Annotated in this window: 18 protein-coding genes; 8 read left to right on the forward strand and 10 right to left on the reverse strand. The window is 42.3% G+C overall.

Going from position 1 to position 20,151, the window contains the following annotated elements; all coding sequences use genetic code 11:
• The first annotated feature begins 4 nt into the window (after nucleotides 1–4).
• Entirely contained in the window at nucleotides 5–469 is a 465-nt protein-coding gene (locus FGG15_RS11830) for an ASCH domain-containing protein (protein ID WP_138836457.1), read from the forward strand.
• Nucleotides 470–521: 52 nt separating this feature from the next.
• Here FGG15_RS11830 and FGG15_RS11835 read toward each other — a convergent pair whose 3' ends face one another.
• Genes FGG15_RS11835 through FGG15_RS11855 form a run of 5 tightly spaced genes read right to left on the reverse strand, consistent with a single transcriptional unit; the run spans nucleotide 522 to nucleotide 5,604 of the window.
• Complete coding sequence (locus tag FGG15_RS11835; RefSeq protein ID WP_138836459.1) at nucleotides 522–1,658, reverse strand: Gfo/Idh/MocA family protein; 1,137 nt, start codon at nucleotides 1,656–1,658, stop codon at nucleotides 522–524.
• A gap of 18 nt (nucleotides 1,659–1,676) precedes the next feature.
• Nucleotides 1,677–2,897 carry an MFS transporter gene (locus FGG15_RS11840; protein ID WP_138836461.1) on the reverse strand — a complete coding sequence of 407 codons (1,221 nt, stop codon included), beginning with the start codon at nucleotides 2,895–2,897 and terminating at the stop codon, nucleotides 1,677–1,679.
• A 21-nt stretch (nucleotides 2,898–2,918) separates the two neighbouring features.
• The gene (locus FGG15_RS11845) at nucleotides 2,919–4,148 is read right to left on the reverse strand and encodes an MFS transporter (protein WP_138836463.1); all 1,230 of its coding nucleotides are present in this window, start codon (nucleotides 4,146–4,148) and stop codon (nucleotides 2,919–2,921) included.
• 7 nt (nucleotides 4,149–4,155) lie between these two features.
• Nucleotides 4,156–4,599 carry a DinB family protein gene (locus FGG15_RS11850; protein WP_138836465.1) on the reverse strand — a complete coding sequence of 148 codons (444 nt, stop codon included), beginning with the start codon at nucleotides 4,597–4,599 and terminating at the stop codon, nucleotides 4,156–4,158.
• A 21-nt stretch (nucleotides 4,600–4,620) separates the two neighbouring features.
• The gene (locus tag FGG15_RS11855) at nucleotides 4,621–5,604 is read right to left on the reverse strand and encodes a sugar phosphate isomerase/epimerase family protein (RefSeq protein WP_138836467.1); all 984 of its coding nucleotides are present in this window, start codon (nucleotides 5,602–5,604) and stop codon (nucleotides 4,621–4,623) included.
• Between the two features lie 136 nt (nucleotides 5,605–5,740).
• On the opposite strand from FGG15_RS11855, the gene FGG15_RS11860 reads away from it, so the two are divergent.
• The 4 genes from FGG15_RS11860 (at nucleotide 5,741) to FGG15_RS11875 (ending at nucleotide 9,861) form a co-directional block, all read left to right on the forward strand.
• Nucleotides 5,741–7,459 (forward strand): GMC oxidoreductase, encoded by a 1,719-nt coding sequence (locus FGG15_RS11860; RefSeq protein ID WP_138836469.1) that lies wholly within the window; start codon nucleotides 5,741–5,743, stop codon nucleotides 7,457–7,459.
• The gene (locus FGG15_RS11865) at nucleotides 7,459–8,109 is read left to right on the forward strand and encodes a gluconate 2-dehydrogenase subunit 3 family protein (RefSeq protein ID WP_138836471.1); all 651 of its coding nucleotides are present in this window, start codon (nucleotides 7,459–7,461) and stop codon (nucleotides 8,107–8,109) included. The genes FGG15_RS11860 and FGG15_RS11865 overlap by 1 nt, the downstream gene beginning before the upstream one ends.
• 211 nt (nucleotides 8,110–8,320) lie before the next feature.
• Nucleotides 8,321–9,544, forward strand: a complete 1,224-nt coding sequence (locus FGG15_RS11870) for a Kelch repeat-containing protein (RefSeq protein WP_161991961.1) — start codon at nucleotides 8,321–8,323, stop codon at nucleotides 9,542–9,544.
• A gap of 23 nt (nucleotides 9,545–9,567) precedes the next feature.
• Complete coding sequence (locus FGG15_RS11875; RefSeq protein ID WP_138836475.1) at nucleotides 9,568–9,861, forward strand: Kelch repeat-containing protein; 294 nt, start codon at nucleotides 9,568–9,570, stop codon at nucleotides 9,859–9,861.
• A gap of 297 nt (nucleotides 9,862–10,158) precedes the next feature.
• Here FGG15_RS11875 and FGG15_RS11880 read toward each other — a convergent pair whose 3' ends face one another.
• The 3 genes from FGG15_RS11880 to FGG15_RS20380 all read right to left on the reverse strand — a co-directional run bounded on the left by FGG15_RS11880 (nucleotide 10,159) and on the right by FGG15_RS20380 (nucleotide 14,479).
• Nucleotides 10,159–12,636: a ribonucleoside-diphosphate reductase subunit alpha gene (locus FGG15_RS11880; RefSeq protein ID WP_138836477.1), complete on the reverse strand. Its 2,478-nt coding sequence runs from the start codon at nucleotides 12,634–12,636 to the stop codon at nucleotides 10,159–10,161.
• 241 nt (nucleotides 12,637–12,877) lie between these two features.
• A complete protein-coding gene (locus tag FGG15_RS11885; RefSeq protein WP_138836479.1) occupies nucleotides 12,878–13,864 on the reverse strand; it encodes a ribonucleotide-diphosphate reductase subunit beta in 987 nt (328 codons plus the stop codon).
• Between the two features lie 492 nt (nucleotides 13,865–14,356).
• On the reverse strand, nucleotides 14,357–14,479 hold the full coding sequence (locus FGG15_RS20380; protein ID WP_262710837.1) for a hypothetical protein: 123 nt from the start codon (nucleotides 14,477–14,479) through the stop codon (nucleotides 14,357–14,359).
• A 287-nt stretch (nucleotides 14,480–14,766) separates the two neighbouring features.
• Here FGG15_RS20380 and FGG15_RS11890 point away from each other — a divergent pair, with 287 nt between their 5' ends.
• On the forward strand, nucleotides 14,767–15,501 hold the full coding sequence (locus FGG15_RS11890) for a LytR/AlgR family response regulator transcription factor (protein WP_138836481.1): 735 nt from the start codon (nucleotides 14,767–14,769) through the stop codon (nucleotides 15,499–15,501).
• A gap of 84 nt (nucleotides 15,502–15,585) precedes the next feature.
• Nucleotides 15,586–17,484: a tetratricopeptide repeat-containing sensor histidine kinase gene (locus tag FGG15_RS11895; RefSeq protein ID WP_237561849.1), complete on the forward strand. Its 1,899-nt coding sequence runs from the start codon at nucleotides 15,586–15,588 to the stop codon at nucleotides 17,482–17,484.
• Here FGG15_RS11895 and FGG15_RS11900 read toward each other — a convergent pair.
• A complete protein-coding gene (locus FGG15_RS11900) occupies nucleotides 17,474–18,046 on the reverse strand; it encodes a DUF3109 family protein (protein ID WP_138836485.1) in 573 nt (190 codons plus the stop codon). The two genes, FGG15_RS11895 and FGG15_RS11900, sit on opposite strands and share 11 nt — an antisense overlap.
• 55 nt (nucleotides 18,047–18,101) lie before the next feature.
• Entirely contained in the window at nucleotides 18,102–19,328 is a 1,227-nt protein-coding gene (locus FGG15_RS11905; RefSeq protein WP_138836487.1) for an IPT/TIG domain-containing protein, read from the reverse strand.
• A gap of 226 nt (nucleotides 19,329–19,554) precedes the next feature.
• On the opposite strand from FGG15_RS11905, the gene FGG15_RS11910 reads away from it, so the two are divergent.
• A complete protein-coding gene (locus FGG15_RS11910) occupies nucleotides 19,555–20,133 on the forward strand; it encodes a MarC family protein (protein WP_138836489.1) in 579 nt (192 codons plus the stop codon).
• The last annotated feature ends 18 nt before the right edge of the window (nucleotides 20,134–20,151 follow it).

Genomic DNA, 20,151 nt, shown 5'->3' on the forward strand with positions numbered 1-20,151 from the left:
TACTATGGAAAATTCTTCTGCTAGAAACTTATGGGGCGATTTTCTGGACGCCCATCTGGAATTCGCCGACGAAGATGCACCGAGGGTAATTCATTTTTGCGACAACGAAAAGGATTCCAATACGTGTGCCGAATTGGTCTGCAAAGACATTAAGCGTGCCACCTCACATTCCTTGTTGGGGCTTCAATACAGGAAGGAAACCCTGCCGAAAATTGGAGACTTTGCCGTGGTTACAGACTGGGCCGGAAAAGCGAAATGCGTGATAAGAACCACCTCTGTGAAATTGGTTCCTTACTTTGCTATCCATGCAGAGCACGCGCGTTTGGAAGGGGAGGGTGACAAAAGTTTGGAACATTGGCAAAAAACCCATTGGGATTATTATACACGGGAGCTCTCTGAATTCAGCCGTACACCTCGAGAAAGTATGATCGTGGTTTTTGAGCGTTTTGAAAAGGTCTTTCAAAGATAATGGCCGCAAAAAGCGGCCATTAAGTATTCTTGTTATGGGTTGGGGTTAATCCCTAATCCAATTCTACCCAAACATTACCTTGTTTATGGGAAGCTACCGTACTTTCAATAAAGTTCATTCCTCGAACTCCATCTCTCATGGTAGGGAACTCCCCATCATTGTAGTCTTCTCCACGAATGGCCCTGGCCGCTCCTAGATAAATATTGGCCATGGAATCGAAAATACCTTCTGGATGCCCTGCAGGTATCTTTGAGGCATTTAAGGAAAGTTCTGAATTATAAGCATGTCCAGGTTTGTACACTTGTAGCGGTTCTGTATCGCTCATTTTATACAGGAAGTTGGGCTTTTCCTGCTCCCATCTAAAGGCTCCTTTTTCTCCATAAATGGCGATGGCCAATCCATTTTCCTCTCCTGTCGCCACTTGGCTCGCCCGAACTACTCCTTTTACATGTTTGTCCATCCGGATTAACACCGTACCATCCACGTCCATTAGGTTGTCGTCATAGAGATAATTGAAATCGCACAGAACGGACTTGATCTTTAGCCCGGTTGTGTATTCTATCAGATTGGATGCATGAACTCCGATATCCCCAATACAGGAACTTATTCCAGCTTTGGCTGGATCCAAACGCCATACGGTTTTCCGCTTTTCTGGGTCGTGGATAACAGTATTGATCCATCCTTGGTAATACCGTGCATCCACTTTATGGATTTTTCCCAATGCCCCGGCTTTGATCATTTCACGCATCTGGCGCACCATAGGATAGCCTGTATAGGTATGGGTCAGGGCAAACACCTTTCCAGATTTCTCATGAACTTCTTGAAGGGTTTTTGCTTCCTCATAATCCATGGTCATCGGTTTTTCACAAATGACATGAAATCCATTTTCCAACAGTTTTTTAGCCATTGGGAAATGCAAGAAATTGGGAGTAAGAACAGAGCAAACCTGAATGCGCTCATCCTCCGGAAGTTTCAATTCTTCCGCTACCAGAGTGTCAAAATCTTTATAAATACGATTGGTTGGCACATCAATCTCTTTTGCAAAAGCCAAATTTTGCTCAAAGTCCGGATTGAAAACCGCCCCTACTATTTCATAATTGTCATTGATAAATGAGGCTACTCTATGCAACACTCCAATGAGGGAATCTCCTCCACCTCCAATAATTCCTAGTCTAATTTTTTTTGGCATTGATATTATATTTATGATTTAGTGTTCTTGTTTCAATCTTAGTTCTTCGAGCTTCTTACGCATTAGAAACAAAATTCCGAAAAGCCCAATTAATATTACGGGAAGCCACATAATATTTCCAAGGGTTGCCTGACCTGCCACTAAATCTGCAGCTTCAGCAGAGACTCCGGAATCCAAGGCTTGGGTTCTTTGTTGATCCAACATCTGTCCAATTTTCGGGAGGGATATTCCGGTGATAAGCATTCCGAATCCTCCTATAATTGACATTCCCAAGGCACCTGTTTTGTGATTATACTCACTAACGAATCCAATCATGGTTGGCCAGAAGTACATCACTCCCACTGAAAACAATATGGCAGCTACATACACCATGGCTCCAGTTGCACTTGAAAGCATAAACAGGGCTATGGAAGCTATGATAGCCGATCCAAAAAGCACTCCAATAGGGTTAAACTTGTGAACAATAGGGCCGGCGAAATATCTACCCACGGCCATCAATCCTGTTACAATGGCCAAAATGATAAGCGGAGGTGCGCCTGCTTGTCCCAGCAGTCTTTCGATGAACTGGCCAGTACCCAATTCAGTAGTTGCCGTCAAGCCCATACAAATGAGCATGAAAATAAATAAGGGGGTAAACATGGATTTTACATTCTTACTGATGTTGGCTTCAATATTCTCAGCTTTGGGGAATTTTTGACCCAAAATGAGGTATCCGTAAATCAAGGTAGGTACGATCATGATGGCAATTTGAATCTGCCATGAAAGCCCCATATTTCCCATTAGCTCTCCCAATAAAGCCCCAATTACAATTCCTCCAGGGAACCAAACATGGAACTTGTTCAGCATGGTGGTTCGGTTCGTGGTGTACATATCTGCAATCAACGGATTACATGCAGCCTCTACTGCACCGTTGGCCAAACCAATGAAGAAGGTTGAAACGAGAAGCGGAACAAAACTTTTCGAAGTTATCGTTAATATTAAACCTAGCAAGTGGCAAATAAAGGCCACCCAAAGGATAGGTTTAGGTCCTATTTTAGGATAAATAAGACCCCCAATGATCATGGAAACTGGAAAGCCATAAAATGCCATGGAGTTCATCCATCCCAATTGGGTATCATTAAATCCAAATTCGACATTTAGTTCACCCATAATACCTGCCCTTAGGGCAAAGGTCATGGCTGTCACTATCAAGGATACACATGAGGCCAGAAAAAGCCTATTCTTGTTTATATTTTCCATGGTTATTCTATTTGGTTGTTTTTAGGTTTTATATTCTATTTTTTCATTTTTGAACAAAAGTGCGAAGACAACAAATACTGCCAAGGCAAAAATAGCAGGGTAAATCCATACTTTTTCCCATAAAGCGGTTCCATCAATTTGGACAAATTCATCATATATCTTTCCTGCTACCCAAAAGCCGATTAGCATCCCTACCCCATAAGTGGCCAGCGTAATCAATCCTTGAGCGGCACTCTTATATTTTTCCCCGGCTTTTGAATCGGTATAAATCTGCCCAGATACAAAGAAGAAATCATAACAGATTCCATGCAGTGCAATTCCGAGTACCAGCATAAAAAATAACTCTCCTGAATCTCCAAAGCTGAATAGAACATATCTCAGGGTCCATGCCAGCATACCTACCAATATGGTTTTCTTAAACCCATACTTTTTGAAAAAGAAGGGCAAGAGTAGCATAAAGAAAATTTCGGAAAATTGACCTAAGGAAGCCCATGCCGTGGAATTCTCCACATTGGATTCTGTTAGGAAAGTACCTATGTGCTGATAGTAAAATGCCAAAGGGATACAAATTAAGATGGAGGAAATAAAGAAGACCAAAAAGTTTTTGTCCTTTAAGAGTTTGAGGGCGTCCAAGCCCAACAATTGTCCAATGCTCCTTTTGTCATCCTTACTAACGGTGGGCGGTGTTTTGGGCAATGTGAAACTGAAAATGCCCAATACAACTGAGGCTATGGATACCATCAAGAAGGTGTTCTTCAAGAAACCGGCCTCAATGTTTTCTATGGAATCCCATTGGAAAGCCAAACTGATGATCCAGCCAGCCAAAATCCAACCTGCAGTACCAAACACCCTTACCAAAGGGAATTCTTTGGACGGGTTCTTCATTTGGTTAAACGCCACAGAGTTCACCAAAGCCAAAGTGGGCATATACAAAATCATGTAGCCCAAAACATAAGGGTAGAACACTGCAAAGTTTTCCGAGCCGTACATCAGGTGCATCAGTCCAGCACCAACTAGATGCAGTACTCCTAAAATTCGCTCCGCATTAAAAAAACGATCTGCGATCAGTCCAATAATAAAAGGTGCAATTATTGCCCCCCAGGATTGTGTGGAATATGCCATTGCCGTCTCGGCTCCGGAAGCATTCAAATTATTGCCCAAAAAAGGACCTAAGGTAACAAACCAGCCGCCCCAAATGAAGAACTCCAAAAACATCATGGCGGACAACTGGAACTTTACTTTTGAATTCATAAGGGGGTTATCTTTTATAAAATATATAATCCAAAGGTTCCGGTTCTATTCCCGAGTTCCTGAAATCCGTCAAAATCTGACCTCGATGGTGCGTAGAATGGTTAATGATATGAAACAAGATATCCTTGAGGTCATTGGCATAGGTCCTTCCCTGACTATTTTCATAATCAATTCTTTGATTGAAATCATCGGTGTTCCTAATAATCTCAAAAGAAGTACGCTGATTCTCATAATGAAGGTCTCCCCACTCCTCCAAAGAGTGCAACTGCCACACTGTATATTCTGATGGCTTGCCTACAATCCTATGGTTCCAGATATGGTGGGCGTTCAAAATATGGCTGAACAGCTGCATACTTTTTTCTGGAACTTTTCCCATAGTAGCACATTGCTCAATGAGCTTTTTGTTGCTGTAAAAATTGTAATCAAAGAGTTGCTGTAGAAATCCCTTCATAAGCACGAGGTTTGGTAAGGACTACTTCATCAATTTACGCAATAAGTCTCGGGTAGCAATAATCCCATCTTCCTCACTTAGCTCACTTCCTTCGTATTCCACTCCAATATAGCCAGAGTATCCCGCATCCTTTACAATCTTGAGCATACGCGCATAATCTGAATGGATCTCATTGCCGTTTTCATCAAAATCATGCGATTTGGCACTTACCGCCTTGGCATAGGGCATTATTTCTTCCATTCCTTTGTACCTATCATACCACTCAAGGCACTCAGGCCATTCTCCCCAAGTAATACAGAAATTGCCAAAATCAGGCAGTGTACCGCAGTTGTCCATGTTAACTGTTTTAAACACATTGGCCATCATAGCTCCATTGGAGGACAGCCCTCCATGGTTTTCAACCAAAATGTTAATGTTCTTGTCCTTGGCGTAAGTGGACAGCTTGGTCAAGCCATCTACAGAAGCTGCAGTCCATTCATCAGGGTCTTGGGTACCACTTAGATTTACCCTTATGGAATGACATCCCAAAGCAGCGGCGGCATCTACCCATTTATGGTGGTTTTCCACCGCAGCATTTCGTTCGGCTTCATCCGGAGTGGCCAAATCTCCTTGACCATCTATCATAATGATCAGGTTTTCCAATCCGTGTTTTTTACTTTCCGCAAGGCTTTTATCCACAAAGTTCTTCATGGCCGCCTCTGAGAAATTATCCTTCTCCAATTCTGGATAGTACAATCCGCTTACATATTCCAATCCTTCAAATCCCCAAGCTTTGGATTTTTCAGCAAAAGTGTATGGGTCTACCCCATCTTCCCGTATCATCTTGTGCATGGACCATTGGGCCAGCGAAATTTTGAAATTGGGTTCTGTGGACATTTCTACTTCTTCAACAGTTTCGGAAGCTTCTTCTTCCTGTTTCTTGTTTTGCTTACAAGCAAAATTGCCCATTAGCAATAAAACAATCACAAATTTGATACTGAAATGTTTTAAATTTCTTCTTTTCATAAGGGTTGATCAACTTAAATTAAATGGAATCTAAAAACTACAACGTTATAGTAGTGAATTCTCAATAAACATAGGGATTAAATGTAGAAAATTAATTTAATAATTAATACTTTTAGAAAATAAACAATCCTAATTGATGAGTAAATTTTATTATAACGAAGAGCAGGAATCATATGATGCCATCGTAGTAGGAACGGGCATTAGTGGTGGTTGGGCTGCTAAAGAACTGTGCGAAAATGGACTTAAGACCTTGGTGCTGGAACGAGGCAGAATGGTCAAGCACAGAGAGGACTATCCGACTGCAAATTTGGATCCCTGGGATTTACCCAATAATGGGGAACCCACAAGAGAGGACATTGCTAAACAGGAAAAACAAAACCGAACTGGCTATACGGTTAAGACCCCTTCCAAACATTGGTTTGTTGATGATCTAAAACACCCTTATAACGAAACCAAGCGTTTTGATTGGATGCGCGGTTACCATGTGGGTGGACGCTCCATTATGTGGGGACGTCATAGTTACCGTTGGAGCGATTTGGATTTTGAGGCCAATAAAAAGGATGGACATGGAGTGGACTGGCCCGTTCGCTATAAAGATATTGCTCCTTGGTATGATAGAGTTGAAAGTTATATTGGGGTCACAGGTGAAAAATTGGGACTTCCGCAGCTTCCTGACGGGCAGTTTGAACCCATGATGGAGCTGAATTGTGTAGAACAACATGTACGCGATAAAGTCTACGAACATTTTGATGGTCGTGTAATTACTGCCGGTCGTGTGGCACATATTAATAGTAACAAGAAATTTGAAGGAGACGGAAGGTCGCGTTGCCAGTTCCGTAACCGTTGTATAAGAGGGTGTCCTTTTGGGGCTTACTTTAGTAGTGTGTCCTCCACCCTACCAGCTGCTGAAAGAACAGGGAACATGACGCTACGTCCTGATTCCATTGTTCACGAAGTGATTTACGACCCAGATACCAAAAAGGCAACTGGAGTAAAAGTTATTGATAGGGAGACCAAGGAAGAGTTCGAGTTCAAGGCAAAAGTAATATTCCTTTGTGCCTCTGCAATTGCTTCCACATCCATTTTGATGCAATCCAAGTCCGATAGGTTTGAGAATGGTCTTGGAAATGATTCCGATCAGTTGGGAAGGAACATCATGGATCACCACTTGGGCGTAGGTGCCGGTGGAAAGCTTGATGGATATGGTGACAAGTACTACAAAGGAAGGAAGCCCAACGGTATCTACCTGCCGCGCTTTAGAAACTTGGGCGGTAGTTCCAATACGGATAAGTTTATTCGAGGATATGGGTATCAAGGAGGTGCAAGCCGAGGTAACTGGGAAGATGTAATTTCCGAAGTATCCCATGGTAAAGACCTTAAGGATGCTATCCTCAAGCCAGGAGGTTGGACCTTTGGAATGGGTGGTTTTGGAGAAGTGCTTCCTTATGAAGACAACCGAATGACCTTGGATTATGATAAGTTGGACGAATGGGGCTTACCTACCGTAACTTTTGATGCAGAGTTCAAGGAAAATGAATGGAACATGCGCGAGGATATGAAAAACCAAGCCGTGGACATGCTGGAAAAAGCAGGTTTAAGGGATGTTCAACCTTTTGACAGACCTGGAGCCCTTGGATTGGGTATCCACGAAATGGGAACTGCCAGAATGGGAAGGGATAGAAAAACTTCCGTCCTCAATGGATTTAACCAAGTGCACGATTGTAAAAATGTGTATGTAACGGACGGAGCTTTTATGACCTCTGCCAGTTGCGTTAATCCATCGTTGACCTATATGGCCTTTACGGCAAGAGCTGCCAACCATGCGGCAGAAGAACTTAAAAAAGGAAATTTATAATGGAAAGAAGAGTAGCATTAAAAAATATGGGGCTTGTCTTTGGTTATGCCGTGGCCACCCCTACCCTTTTAGGAATTGTACAAAGCTGTCAAGGCAAAAAGGTGTTGGACTGGACTCCCAATTTCTTTTCCAAGGATGAAGGAGCGGTTGTTCATACGTTATTGGACATTTTATTACCTAAGACAGATACTCCCTCTGCGACAGATGTGAATGTACATTTGTTTATTGATACGTTTGCCAATGAGGTGCTTCCCGAAGAGCAACAAGCTTTCTTTAAAATGTGTATGGGTAAGTTTACCGATAAGGTCTTGGCCGATACACAAAAAGAATCTCTGGCCGATTTGGATGCAGAGGATTTAGAGCCTGTTTTTGCCACGTATTTGAAAAAGCAGACCGATGAGGTGGAAGAAGCCCATGGAGAGGCACTACAGGCTTATTTTGAAGCCGTAGAGGAAAATGGAAATGCTGTACTGGATGATGAGATTGCCCGGTACCAATTTGCCACCAACTTGCGCAATAGTGCCATTTGGGCCTACAAGAACAGTGAGTTTGTTGGCGAAGAGGTTTTGGCCTACTTGCCAGTTCCCGGAGAGTATATTGGTTGTGGGGATTTGGAAACCTTGACACAGGGCAGAGCCTGGTCGTTGTAACTGGTTCCACATTTTATAAAATAAAAAGCCGCTTTTAAGCGGCTTTTTTTTTGTGCAGACAATTTCACCATGGCAATCCAAAAAGTCTAGAAATCCAACAATCCATCTATCCAAAAAGGGCATCCGTCAACTCAAAAGGTCTGTTTGTCAATTGAGCAGGGTTTTTTAGGCCGGTATGTTATTCCTTTAAATGGAACCCAAACAACTTGCCATGAAAAAACTTTACTTTCTTTTAATGTGCATTGCGGCATTTCTATTTCTTAGTTGCCGAAACGACGATGGTTCCCTTCCCATAAATGATACTCCGGATGATGTGATTGAAAATCCGGAAACGGATATCTTTGACTTTTCGCCAGCGCTTGGAGGCTGGGGTACCAAGGTAACCATCAGAGGGGAGAATTTTGACCCCTTACCTGAAGGAAACGAAGTCCAATTCAATGGGAGGATGGCAGAAGTAGAAAGTGCATCCGAGACTCCTTTAATAGCTATTGTTCCAGAAGATGCCACTACAGGAAAAATAAAGCTGTCCGCCAACGGGAATGATTATACTTCCTTTCAGGATTTTACAGTTTTGCTTCCACCGCCCATTATTAGCGATTTTGAACCCAAAGAAGGTGTGGAAGGGGATGAGGTGACCATTACCGGTCAACATTTTGGAACTGATGCCAGTGCCGTTGTCGTACTTTTCCATGGTTCTGATCCTGTAGAAATTAAAAGTATTTCAGATACTGAGCTTGTCGTTTTGGTGCCAGATGCTTTTACAGGCCCTATCCAAATGGGAGTGAAAGACCAATACACGATATCCAACAATGATTTCACCTATTTATCTTGGCGGCAAAGAAAGGATTTTGAACATGAACCAAGAAGGTTTGGAATTGCAGAAGCGATTGGAGAAGATATCTACATGGGATTAGGAGTGGGTCCATTAGGCAATCTATCAGATTTTTGGAAATACAATACCAGAACGGATACTTGGACCCAGATGCCTGACTTTCTAGGCACTCCTAGACATGGCACTTCTCATTTTGTTCTTGATGGAAATTTATTTGTCGGTCTGGGAATGGACGGCAACGGGGTAAATGGCATAACAGATTTCTATAAGTTTGAACCAGACACCAAGACATGGGTCCAGTTGGAAGATTTTCCTGGCAACCCTAATCAGGTGAGGCAATTTGCCAATAGTTTTGTCCTTAATGGGAAAGCGTATGTCTATGGAGGCACAGATATAGGTATTGAAGGTTATTACAACGACCTATGGGAATATGATCTAGCTAGTGATACCTGGGAAGAGAAAACGAGTTTTGAATTAATCGGAAGAGCAGGTGCTGTTGCATTTACCATTGGCAACAAGGGCTATATAGCTACAGGATATAATGGTCAACCACAATGGCTATCTGACATTTGGGAATATGATTCTGACTTGACTCTTGGTTAGAAAAAGAGCCCCTCCCCCAAGGGATGGAAAGATATGGAGCCATTGGTTTTAACATCGGTGATAAGGGTTATGTTGGATTGGGATTCAACAACAATTATCAGGTTCAAAATAACCTTTGGGAATTTAATCCTTCAGGAAATGGAGGAATGGGTAGCTGGACTCTTAAAACCGCATTTCACAGTGGGTTGCGCCAATGGCCTTTTGCCGCAGCCACTGAAAAAGGCAAGGCTTATATCGTGTTAGGGTTGGAATACGTTAATAATGTTTTTGAGTTTCCAACGGACATCTGGGAATATACCCCAAAGCATGATGAGTGAGATAAAGTCCAAATGCCGTCAGTTCGAGTGGATTTTGCCCATAGCCATGGGTAAAATTTGTATCGAGAACCAAATTGTTCTACCACATCATAGGTTCTCGATACGTCCCGAATTTAATTCGGGACACTCGAACTGACGTTTCTTTCTATAAAATAAAAAAGCCGCTTTTCAGCGGCTTTTTTGTGGTTGAATTTTCCAATTCAAGTAAAACATCTCCGGAAGTTGTTCGTGTGGGGTGAACTATCCAAGATGTCTAATCAATAAACACTATCACATACTGATCAACTCAGTATAAGCTTATGATCCACACATCAAGCAGTCATCGTCTGCCTGGCCCTCTTTGGACCTTGCGATCAGTTCTTTCATTTCCTCGGCCGTCATAGGCTGTATATCCACATCTTGCTGTTCTGCCGGAGTGGCCTCAATCTTAAGTTCTTCAGCTGTCTTTGGTGCTGCGGCCAATACTTCGGCCTCAGCAGCTACACTGATTGGCACCTCTTTTTTCTTGGTATTGTCCAAGGTGAATTTGATAGCGTCTACCGCCGCCTTGGTCCTGAGATAATACATTCCTGTTTTTAGTCCGCTCTTCCAAGCATAGAAATGCATGGAGGTCAACTTGGAATAATTCGCATTTTCCATAAATAGGTTCAAAGACTGGCTTTGGTCAATGAAATAACCACGGTGTCTGCTCATATCTATGATGTCCTTCATGCTGAGTTCCCAAACGGTTTTGTACAATTCCTTAATATCCTCAGGAATGACATCAATATCTTGAACCGATCCATTGGCACGCATCAACTCTTGTTTTAGATTTTCGTTCCACAAGCCAAGCTTTACCAGATCTTCCAAAAGGTGCTTGTTCACCACGATGAACTCACCGGACAATACCCTTCGGGTATAAATGTTGGAAGTATAAGGCTCAAAGCATTCGTTGTTTCCTAAAATCTGGGAAGTGGAAGCCGTAGGCATAGGTGCCACCAACAAGGAGTTACGTACTCCGTGCTTTTTCACATCCTTTCTCAACTTGGCCCAATCCCATCTTCCGGACAATTCTTCGTCCTTGATGCCCCAAAGGTTGTGTTGGAAATCGCCATTGGCTATGGGAGAACCTTCGTAGCTGGAATATACTCCATCCGTTTTGGCCTCTTCCACGGAAGCGGAAACGGCGGCAAAGTACAGGGTCTCAAAAATTTCTTGGTTCAATTGCTTGGCTTCATCACTGGTAAAGGGTAAGCGAAGCATAATAAAGGTATCTGCCAATCCCTGTACGCCCAAGCCAACTGGTCTGTGCCTCATGTTGGAATTCTCAGCCTCTTTTACCGGATAATAGTTACGATCAATGACACGGTTCAAGTTCTTGGTCACCCGTTTGGTTACTTTGAACAGCTCTTTATGATCAAACTTGCCGTTTTTCACGAACATGGGCAACGCAATGGAAGCCAAGTTACATACGGCTACCTCATCCGGGGAAGTGTACTCCAATATCTCCGTACACAAATTGGAGGAACGGATGGTTCCCAGGTTTTTCTGGTTGCTCTTTCTGTTAGCGGCATCTTTATAAAGCATATAAGGTGTTCCCGTTTCAATCTGGGATTCCAAAATCTTCTCCCAAAGATCACGGGCCTTTATGGTCTTACGTCCTTTTCCTTCAGCTTCGTATTTAGTGTAGAGCGCCTCGAATTCTTCACTATGGGTATTGAACAATCCTGGGCACTCATTGGGGCACATCAACGTCCACTCTCCATCAGCCTCTACCCTTTTCATAAACAGATCGGGAATCCACATGGCGTAGAACAGATCGCGTGCGCGCATTTCTTCTTTACCGTGGTTCTTTTTCAAATCCAGGAAATCATAAATATCGGCATGCCACGGTTCCACATAAATGGCAAAACTTCCTTTACGTTTTCCGCCACCTTGATCTACGTAACGGGCGGTATCGTTATATACCCTAAGCATGGGAACAATCCCGTTTGAAGTTCCGTTGGTTCCGGCAATATACGATCCTGTGGCCCTAACATTGTGAATAGATAATCCTATCCCCCCTGCCGACTGGGAAATTTTAGCCGTCTGCTTTAGGGTGTCATAAATGCCATCTATACTATCATCTTTCATCGCCAAAAGGAAACAGGAAGACATCTGCGGCTTGGGAGTTCCCGAATTGAACAGGGTAGGTGTTGCATGGGTGAAATACTTTTTGGACATCAGCTCATACGTCTCAATGGCCGAATCCAAATCATCCAGGTGAATACCGACTGCAACACGCATCAACATATGTTGCGGACGTTCTGCAATTTTCCCATTTAACTTTAGCAAGTATGATCGTTCCAAAGTCTTAAATCCGAAATAATCGTAGCCAAAATCCCGGTTATAGATGATGGTGGAATCCAATTGCTCTGCGTTTTCCGAAACCACCTTATAAACTTCGTCCGATAATAACGGAGCCTTTTTCCCTGTTCTAGGATTCACATATTCGTAGAGATCCTTCATAGTTTCCGAGAAAGATTTTTTGGTGTTTTTGTGCAAATTGGAAACCGAGATGCGAGCCGCCAACTTTGCGTAATCTGGATGGGTAGTGGTCATGGTTGCCGCAATTTCGGCAGCCAAGTTATCCAGTTCGGAGGTAGTTACCCCATCGTATAGTCCCTCAATGACCCTCATGGCCACCTTTACCGGATCTACCAGACCGTTAAGGCCATAACAAAGTTTTCTTACTCTGGCCGTGATCTTGTCGAACATCATCGGCTCTTTTCTTCCATCTCTTTTTACTACATACATGCGCTACGAATATTTTTTAAGTGATACCTGTTGGTTATACCAAAGCATGATTAATGACCGCGGACATGCCCACGATACATTTGAGGCCAAGTTCTTTTACACCTCTGGGGCAAGAGGTTATTTTATATTGTTATCGGTCTTAATAAAGAATTTCTTGAAATTCTGTTATTAGATTCCCATTTTCATGGGAATGACAATTTTATCAGTACCCCCGCAGCAAGCTGCGAGGAATTCTTTGCAATTAAAAGTCCGCGTCGAAGCTAATTTTCTGGGAATCCGTGTCCTTTTCCTTGTTCAAAACACCTGCTTTCTGATATTCAGACACGCGTTTCTCGAAGAAATTGGTCTTTCCTTGGAGTGAAATCATATCCATGAAATCGAACGGATTAGTGGCATTGTACACCTTCTCACATTGCAGTTCCACCAACAATCTGTCGGTCACGAACTCCAAGTACTGGGTCATCAATTTGGCATTCATTCCTATAAGGCTTACCGGAAGTGATTCGGTAATAAATTCTCTTTCAATATTAAGGGCATCCACAATAATCTCGGTAATTCTTTCCTTTGGCACTTTGTTCACCAAGTGATTGTTGTGCAGGTGTACCGCATAATCGCAATGCATTCCTTCATCTCTGGAAATCAATTCATTGGAGAATGTCAATCCAGGCATCAATCCTCTTTTCTTTAACCAGAAAATGGAACAGAAGGCTCCGGAAAAGAAAATCCCTTCCACTGCCGCAAAGGCAATCAAACGCTCGGCAAAGCTGGGCGACTCAATCCATTTAAGGGCCCAATCCGCTTTCTTTTTGATAGCCGGGAAATTCTCAATGGCCTTGAACAACACATTTTTTTCCTTTTCATCCTTTACATAAGTATCAATCAACAAAGAGTAGGTCTCTGAGTGGATATTTTCCATCATAATCTGGAAACCGTAGAAAAACTTGGCTTCGGAATACTGAACCTCGTTCACGAAATTCTCAGCTAAATTCTCGTTGACAATACCATCAGAAGCAGCAAAGAAGGCCAAGATATGCTTGACGAAATAACGCTCGTCGTCATTAAGCTTGTTGTTCCAGTCCGTCAAATCTTGGTGTAAATCTATTTCCTCAGCAGTCCAAAAACAGGCTTCCTGCTTTTTATACCAGTCCCATAAATCGTGATGTTGGATTGGAAAAATTACAAATCTGTCTTTGTTTTCATCTAAAATAGGTTCTATGGCTGCTGACATAAGTGTGCGTTAAATAAATTATAAATGGAGAAAATTTCCTTGCGAACAGGGCTAACAAAGATTCAAAAATGTCACCAGATAGTAAAGGCAGTTTTATTAAATACGGTCCAAAGTTTTTAACACAAAATGTTGAAATCTAGGCTCGCTATCGATGTTACTTGGGTTTGAAGAAGATATTCCCCAAGGAGGTTTTTTGTTTGGAATCCTCCAAAATAAAATAGACCAAAAAGTATATGTTTTTTATACTTTTTGGTCTAATTATTAATGGAAATTACGCTTATTGTTGTCATTCCCTAGGTTCATTATCAAAAGTACGGCCATTCCCAGTTACATCTTTAGACGGTTACAATTCTAGGTAGTTCCCCCGAAACCTAAAACCAAACAAATCCGTGGATTCCCTGGGATATCTTTTGCAAGCAGTTTCTATGATCAAGAGGTTGGTTGCTCCGGCCGTACGTTTGTTGATAATGTGAAAGAACATCTGATAAGAGGCTACCTATTATTGGCCACCTCGTCCCAGTTGGAATGTATCTTTAAATCTTTCCCATCCTCCATTACAGAAGCGCAAATCAAGGCAACAATCAGAAGCACAAATAAAATAAGACACTTTCGCATTGGATTAGGATTGATTACTATCAGTTTTTGACAAGACCAAAGTATAAAACAATTGCCCCGAAGCGGATGCCGTATGTATAATCGGTCTTTTTTTGTGTATAAATGGTTAATGATTTTCAGGCTTTTAGGTGTAAAAGCAGCAGAACAGCACGCCTAATAGGGGAAAGTTGCCCTTTTTCGGTTAATCGGTATTTTCTACCAGTTATACGTGCAAAGCGTCCATTAGCACATAATTTTAATACCTTATAGAGAATAATCCTAAATTTGAAAGTATATTAAAATAGAGCATGTTAGAAGCAGTTATTGTTGATGACGAGGTCAAAGCGTTGCAAAGTCTTAGTTGGGAGTTGACAAATTTGAGCGATGAAGTTGATATCGTGGCATCCTTTACGGATGCCCATGAAGCTTTGGACTATTTGGAACGGAACACACCAGATTGTTTGTTCCTGGATATTGAGATGCCTGCCATGGACGGATTTCAGTTCATCAAAAGCCTTAAGAACAAAAATTTTCCCGTGGTCATCACCACGGCCTACAACCAATATGCCCTAAAAGCCCTTAAGAACGAAGCCATTGATTATTTGCTAAAACCGATTGATACCGATGATCTGGAAGTGACCATTGACAAAATCAAAAAATACAATACCAAGAATTTGACTTCCGAAAAACTGGAAAAAATTCTGTTGAATTTCAATGCCGATTCCCACAGCAAGAAAATTACAATCAATACGGACGGAAAGCTTTTGTTCCTTAACAGCGATGATATTCTATATGCCGAATCCGATGGAAACTACAGTACCATCTTTTTGAGTGATGGCCAAAAGATTCTTCTTACCAAAAAGCTCAAAGAAGTGAACACTTTGCTTCCCGACAACAGTTTTTTCCGAATTCACAATTCATACATCATCAATCTAAACAAGATAAAAGAATTTCTAAAGACAGATGGTTATGTGGTACTGGAATCCAACCATAAAATCCCTGTTTCAAGACAAAAGAAATCCGATTTTTTGGATATGCTGTAACCCCCGATAACTCCCGTGTCTATTTTACAATCAAAAAAATCCCTACACTCCGTAGCCCTCAAAAGAATAATTCTTTTGTTCCTCGTGCTTTTAGGGGTTTCCCATTTTGGTAATGCCCAAGAAATTCCGGAAGCGTTCAAAGAAAAAGCGGAGCGCATAGTGGAAATGAGGCCCAAGACCTATTTGGTTTTGAATACGGAACTCAAATCGGAAGGCAGGGATACCACCCTACTTCGGTATTTTGCCAATTTAAGTAAGGAGGCCAAATATCTGGAAGGAGAGTCTTATGCCTTGGACCAGATTGGCGCCATCTATCGGAATTTTTCCAAATTTGAGCAAGCTGTAAATCTGCACCAAGAGGCTCTTCAGTTGGCAGAGGAAGCCAACAATGTGGAGTTGAAGGTTAGATGCCTTAACATGCTGGGTGTGGTGTACCGAAGAGCCGATGCCATTAAAACCGCCTTGGATTATAATCAGCAGGCCTTGGAACTGGCCGAACAAGTGGAGAAACCGTCACACCATATCAAAAGAAATATCAATGTATCCCTTAATAGTATTGGCAACCTTTATAAAACGCTGGAACAATACGATTTGGCCATTCTTCAGTTTGAAAGGGCCCTTAAAATGGATGAGGAGCTGGGAAACAAACTTGGACTTGCAGTTAACCATCAAAACATTGGGCAATGCCTGGAAAATAAGGGTGATTTGGATGGTGCTTTGGAACACTACCGAAAATCCCTGGCCTTTAACGAGGACATCAATTCCACCTACGGCCGAATTATTTGCAAAAATAGCCTGGCCCAGATTTATCTGAAACAAGACATGCCCTATGCAGCCCTTGTACTTTTGGAACCCTTGCACGAGCAGTCCAAAACTATAGGCGACTTCTTTGTAACCTCAGCTGTATTCATCAATACCGGATGGGCGCATACTGCGCTGGGCAACTATGACAAAGCCTTTGCATTTATTGAGGAAGGCTTGGAAATGGCCCGGACCCATAACATGCCCAGACACGTATTGTACGCCTACCAAAAACTATCGGATTTTGAGCAGGCCAGGGGCAACTACAAAGCAGCTTACGATTATTATAAAAAAGCGGACGAATATGATGAGGAGATTTCCAGTGCCACCAATTTTAGGTACATGAACGATGTAATCGTCAAATACGAAGCGGACAAAAAGAACAATCAAATTTCGGTTTTGGCCAAAGAAAACGAAATTGTTCGTTTAAGATTGCGAAAAAACCAAACCACTTTATTGGTAAGCGCTTTGATCGTTGGCCTTATTTCTTCCATACTTTACATCTTGTACCGACAGTATCAAAGTAAGAATGAGAAACGGGTGCTCAGCTTGGAGCAGAATATGCTTCGCAGTCAAATGAATCCTCATTTTTTGTTCAACTCATTAAATTCCATCAAGCTTTATATCATAAACAACGAGCAAAAAAATGCCGTGCACTACCTCAACAAATTTTCCAAATTGGTACGGAAAATTTTGGAGGCTTCTTCATTAAAGGAAATTACCTTGGCAGAAGAACTGGAGACTGTTGAGCTATACATGAACATTGAGAACATCCGATTTTCCAATGAAATCAAGTTCAGCATCAATCTTTGTGATGAAATCAACCCCGAGGCAGTTAAAATACCTTCCTTGGCCCTGCAACCCTTTCTTGAAAATTCTCTCTGGCACGGACTGTCTCCCAAAGAAGGTGAGAAAATTATTTCGCTGAACGTGCTAAAGAAAACTGCAGGACATGTCACCATAGAAATTGTTGACAATGGTGTGGGAAGGGGCGCCGCCCAGGTGAACAAGGAAAATAGGGTGCTCAAAAGAAAGTCTGTTGGAATCAGGATTACCAAAGAGCGTTTTGCCAACTTCTCCAAAGATTACCAAAACAGCTTTGATGTTGATATTGTAGATCTCTTTGACGAAAAGGGAAACCCCAAGGGGACCAAGGTTATTCTGGATATTCCTACGATTTAGTCTTTTCCTTGGCCACTTCTTCCAGTTCTCGGTACCAAGCGGCTCCAAACTTCCGAATCAGCGCATCTTTCACAAACTTATAAATGGGGACTTTAAGTTCCTTTCCCAACTGGCAGGCAGGGTCGCAAATTTCCCATCTATGGTAATTGACAGCCGTAAATTCTGAGTATTCTCGAGTTCTTACAGGATATAAATGACAAGATATTGGCTTTTTCCAGGAAACTGCACCATCAAGGTGTGCGGCTTCAATCCCACATTTGGTAATCCCCTTGTCATCAAAAATGACGTAGGCACATTCACTTTTGTTGACCAAAGGCGTTTCCCACTCCCCATCCTCCCCTTTTACAAAAGCGCCCTGTTCCTCTATGGCTTTGATGCCTTCCGGCCTTAAATAAGGTTTCACCTTAGGGAAAATCTCGGCTAAGATCGCTGTTTCGGCATCCTCCAGCGGAGCGCCGTATTCCCCATCCACACAACAGGCCCCTTTGCAGGCCGTGAGGTTGCAGACAAAATCGTTATCAATGATCTCTTCGGAGACAATGGTCTTCCCAATTTGGAACATGGTTTTTCCGGTTTTGGAGCAAAGTTACCCAAAACAAGGATTTTTAGCCAAACCCCTAATCTGGAATATATTCCCAGAAATCCGACAAATGGTTACCTTCATTATCCCTGCCAGTTCCCACATATGCCCTATTGTCAATAGCGAACACAACAGCATATTCTCTTGCTACACCACCAAAATCTGCCTTTTTAGTCCAAGAATCCAATTCTGAATCATACTCCCATAGATCGCGTAAAACTTTAGCATTATTGTCGCCCAAGCCCACATAACCCTTGCCACTCAGAACAAAACTAATAGCACCTCTTCTGGCATCTCCACCAAAATCGGCTTTTTGTATCCATTCATCAGAAGTAGGGTCATATTCCCAAAAATCTTGCTTTATACCATTTCCAGAACCGGTACCGATATAACCTCTCCCATCTATTGAAAATCCAATTGCAGAACTGCGTGAGTCACCTGCAAAGTTTGCCCTTTCAATCCAATTGTCTGAGCTTACATCATATTCAAAAAAGGCTTTGCTGCCAGTGCTAAGTAAATAAATGCTATTACCTATCACAAATCCCTGCGCCCCTGCAATTTTGAAAGCATCCGCTTTTTGAACCCATGAATTATCCCCTAAGTCAAATTCCCAAAAATCCTTGACATTACCCTCTGAATCGGAACCAGTCCCTAAAAATCCCTTTTCCCCAACAGCAAAACCCAACGCAGCTTTTCTGGCTGACCCTTCAAAGTCCTGTTTTTTATTCCATGCATTTAAAATTGGATCGAACTCCCAAAAATCTTTAAGTCTATTGTCTTCACTATCTTCTCCTGTACCAACATAACCCATATTGTCAATTGCGAACGCAATAGCTCTAAACCTCGATCCTCCCTCGAAATCTGCTTTTTTCCGCCATGCATCGGCCAATACCTCAAAGTCGTTTGCGCTGGTTCCCGTTTGGTCATTGTAGGTTATCGTCAAGGGGCCTGTTGTGGCTTCCTCTGGAACCGTTGTAACAATCTGTATAGCAGTAGCACTTCCCACCGTTGCCGCCACCCCATTGAACTCCACTAGGTTCTCCGAAGCTACATTGCTAAAATCCGTCCCCGTAATGGTCACCTGCTCACCCCTTGCGGCACTGGTAGGTTCTATGCTCGTAATCTTAGGAGGCGGTTCAGGAATCAAACCGGGACCATCGTCCACCCCGGGGTTGTCACTGTCACTCCCACAGGAAATCAAAATCAGCAATAGAGATAAACAGCACAAAATGCTAAAGTTTATTTTTTTTGTAAGTACTTCCATGATTCAAAATTTTCCTGAAAATAAATCTCCCGACCCATTGGGAAGGCCGCCAATTGACGAATGGGCATTCTGGATCAACGGATAGCGGTTTTGGTTTCACCAATACCGTTTTGGCCCTCGTTTAATCATGGTGCCGGACATAACTTATACTTTTGGTTATCTTCAAGGTTCCATAATCCAAAAGGGATTTTTACGCGTACATTTGCGTACTAAAAAATTTCAGGCTATGAACTTCAGTTTTAAGGAAATAGTTACAGCAAGCATGGTGCTCTTTGCCGTGATAGATATCTTGGGCAGTATCCCAATCATCCTTTCACTTCGAAAAAAGGTAGGGCATATTCAATCTGAGAAAGCATCCATAGTTGCAGCGGTAATTATGACTGCTTTCTTGTTTGTGGGAGAGCGCATCTTAGGGCTTATCGGAATAGATGTAAACTCCTTTGCCGTGGCCGGTGCCTTTGTGATCTTCTTTTTGGCCTTGGAAATGGTTTTGGGTATTACCTTGTTCAAAGATGACGAGGTAGAAACTGCATCCGTGGTGCCCATTGCTTTTCCCTTGATTGCTGGAGCTGGCACCCTGACTTCCATTCTGGCACTTAGAGCAGAATTTCACGTAGAGAACATAGTAGTGGCCATTGTGGTAAACATTATCTTTGTGTACTTGGTGCTCAAGTCCAGTGCCAAGATTGAGCGTTTGTTGGGCAAAAATGGACTTCACGTAATCCGTAAGATTTTTGGAGTCATTCTATTGGCCATTGCGGTCAAGCTTTTTGCCACCAATGTCAATCAATTATTTATTAACTAATTATTTCGAGCTTTTAAG

The sequence above is a fragment of the Flagellimonas algicola genome (assembly GCF_005937185.1).
Taxonomy (GTDB): domain Bacteria; phylum Bacteroidota; class Bacteroidia; order Flavobacteriales; family Flavobacteriaceae; genus Flagellimonas; species Flagellimonas algicola.

Bases quoted from the DNA above. Each gene is read 5' to 3' on its own strand.
- FGG15_RS11870 (WP_161991961.1), top strand. From the start codon at position 8,321: ATGAAAAAACTTTACTTTCTTTTAATGTGCATTGCGGCATTTCTATTT.
- FGG15_RS11875 (WP_138836475.1), top strand. From the start codon at position 9,568: ATGGAAAGATATGGAGCCATTGGTTTTAACATCGGTGATAAGGGTTAT.
- FGG15_RS11855 (WP_138836467.1), bottom strand. From the start codon at position 5,604: ATGAAAAGAAGAAATTTAAAACATTTCAGTATCAAATTTGTGATTGTT.
- FGG15_RS20380 (WP_262710837.1), bottom strand. From the start codon at position 14,479: ATGCGAAAGTGTCTTATTTTATTTGTGCTTCTGATTGTTGCCTTGATT.
- FGG15_RS11830 (WP_138836457.1), top strand. From the start codon at position 5: ATGGAAAATTCTTCTGCTAGAAACTTATGGGGCGATTTTCTGGACGCC.
- FGG15_RS11905 (WP_138836487.1), bottom strand. From the start codon at position 19,328: ATGGAAGTACTTACAAAAAAAATAAACTTTAGCATTTTGTGCTGTTTA.
- FGG15_RS11845 (WP_138836463.1), bottom strand. From the start codon at position 4,148: ATGAATTCAAAAGTAAAGTTCCAGTTGTCCGCCATGATGTTTTTGGAG.
- FGG15_RS11900 (WP_138836485.1), bottom strand. From the start codon at position 18,046: ATGTTCCAAATTGGGAAGACCATTGTCTCCGAAGAGATCATTGATAAC.
- FGG15_RS11880 (WP_138836477.1), bottom strand. From the start codon at position 12,636: ATGTATGTAGTAAAAAGAGATGGAAGAAAAGAGCCGATGATGTTCGAC.
- FGG15_RS11840 (WP_138836461.1), bottom strand. From the start codon at position 2,897: ATGGAAAATATAAACAAGAATAGGCTTTTTCTGGCCTCATGTGTATCC.
- FGG15_RS11865 (WP_138836471.1), top strand. From the start codon at position 7,459: ATGGAAAGAAGAGTAGCATTAAAAAATATGGGGCTTGTCTTTGGTTAT.
- FGG15_RS11885 (WP_138836479.1), bottom strand. From the start codon at position 13,864: ATGTCAGCAGCCATAGAACCTATTTTAGATGAAAACAAAGACAGATTT.
- FGG15_RS11835 (WP_138836459.1), bottom strand. From the start codon at position 1,658: ATGCCAAAAAAAATTAGACTAGGAATTATTGGAGGTGGAGGAGATTCC.
- FGG15_RS11910 (WP_138836489.1), top strand. From the start codon at position 19,555: ATGAACTTCAGTTTTAAGGAAATAGTTACAGCAAGCATGGTGCTCTTT.
- FGG15_RS11860 (WP_138836469.1), top strand. From the start codon at position 5,741: ATGAGTAAATTTTATTATAACGAAGAGCAGGAATCATATGATGCCATC.
- FGG15_RS11890 (WP_138836481.1), top strand. From the start codon at position 14,767: ATGTTAGAAGCAGTTATTGTTGATGACGAGGTCAAAGCGTTGCAAAGT.
- FGG15_RS11850 (WP_138836465.1), bottom strand. From the start codon at position 4,599: ATGAAGGGATTTCTACAGCAACTCTTTGATTACAATTTTTACAGCAAC.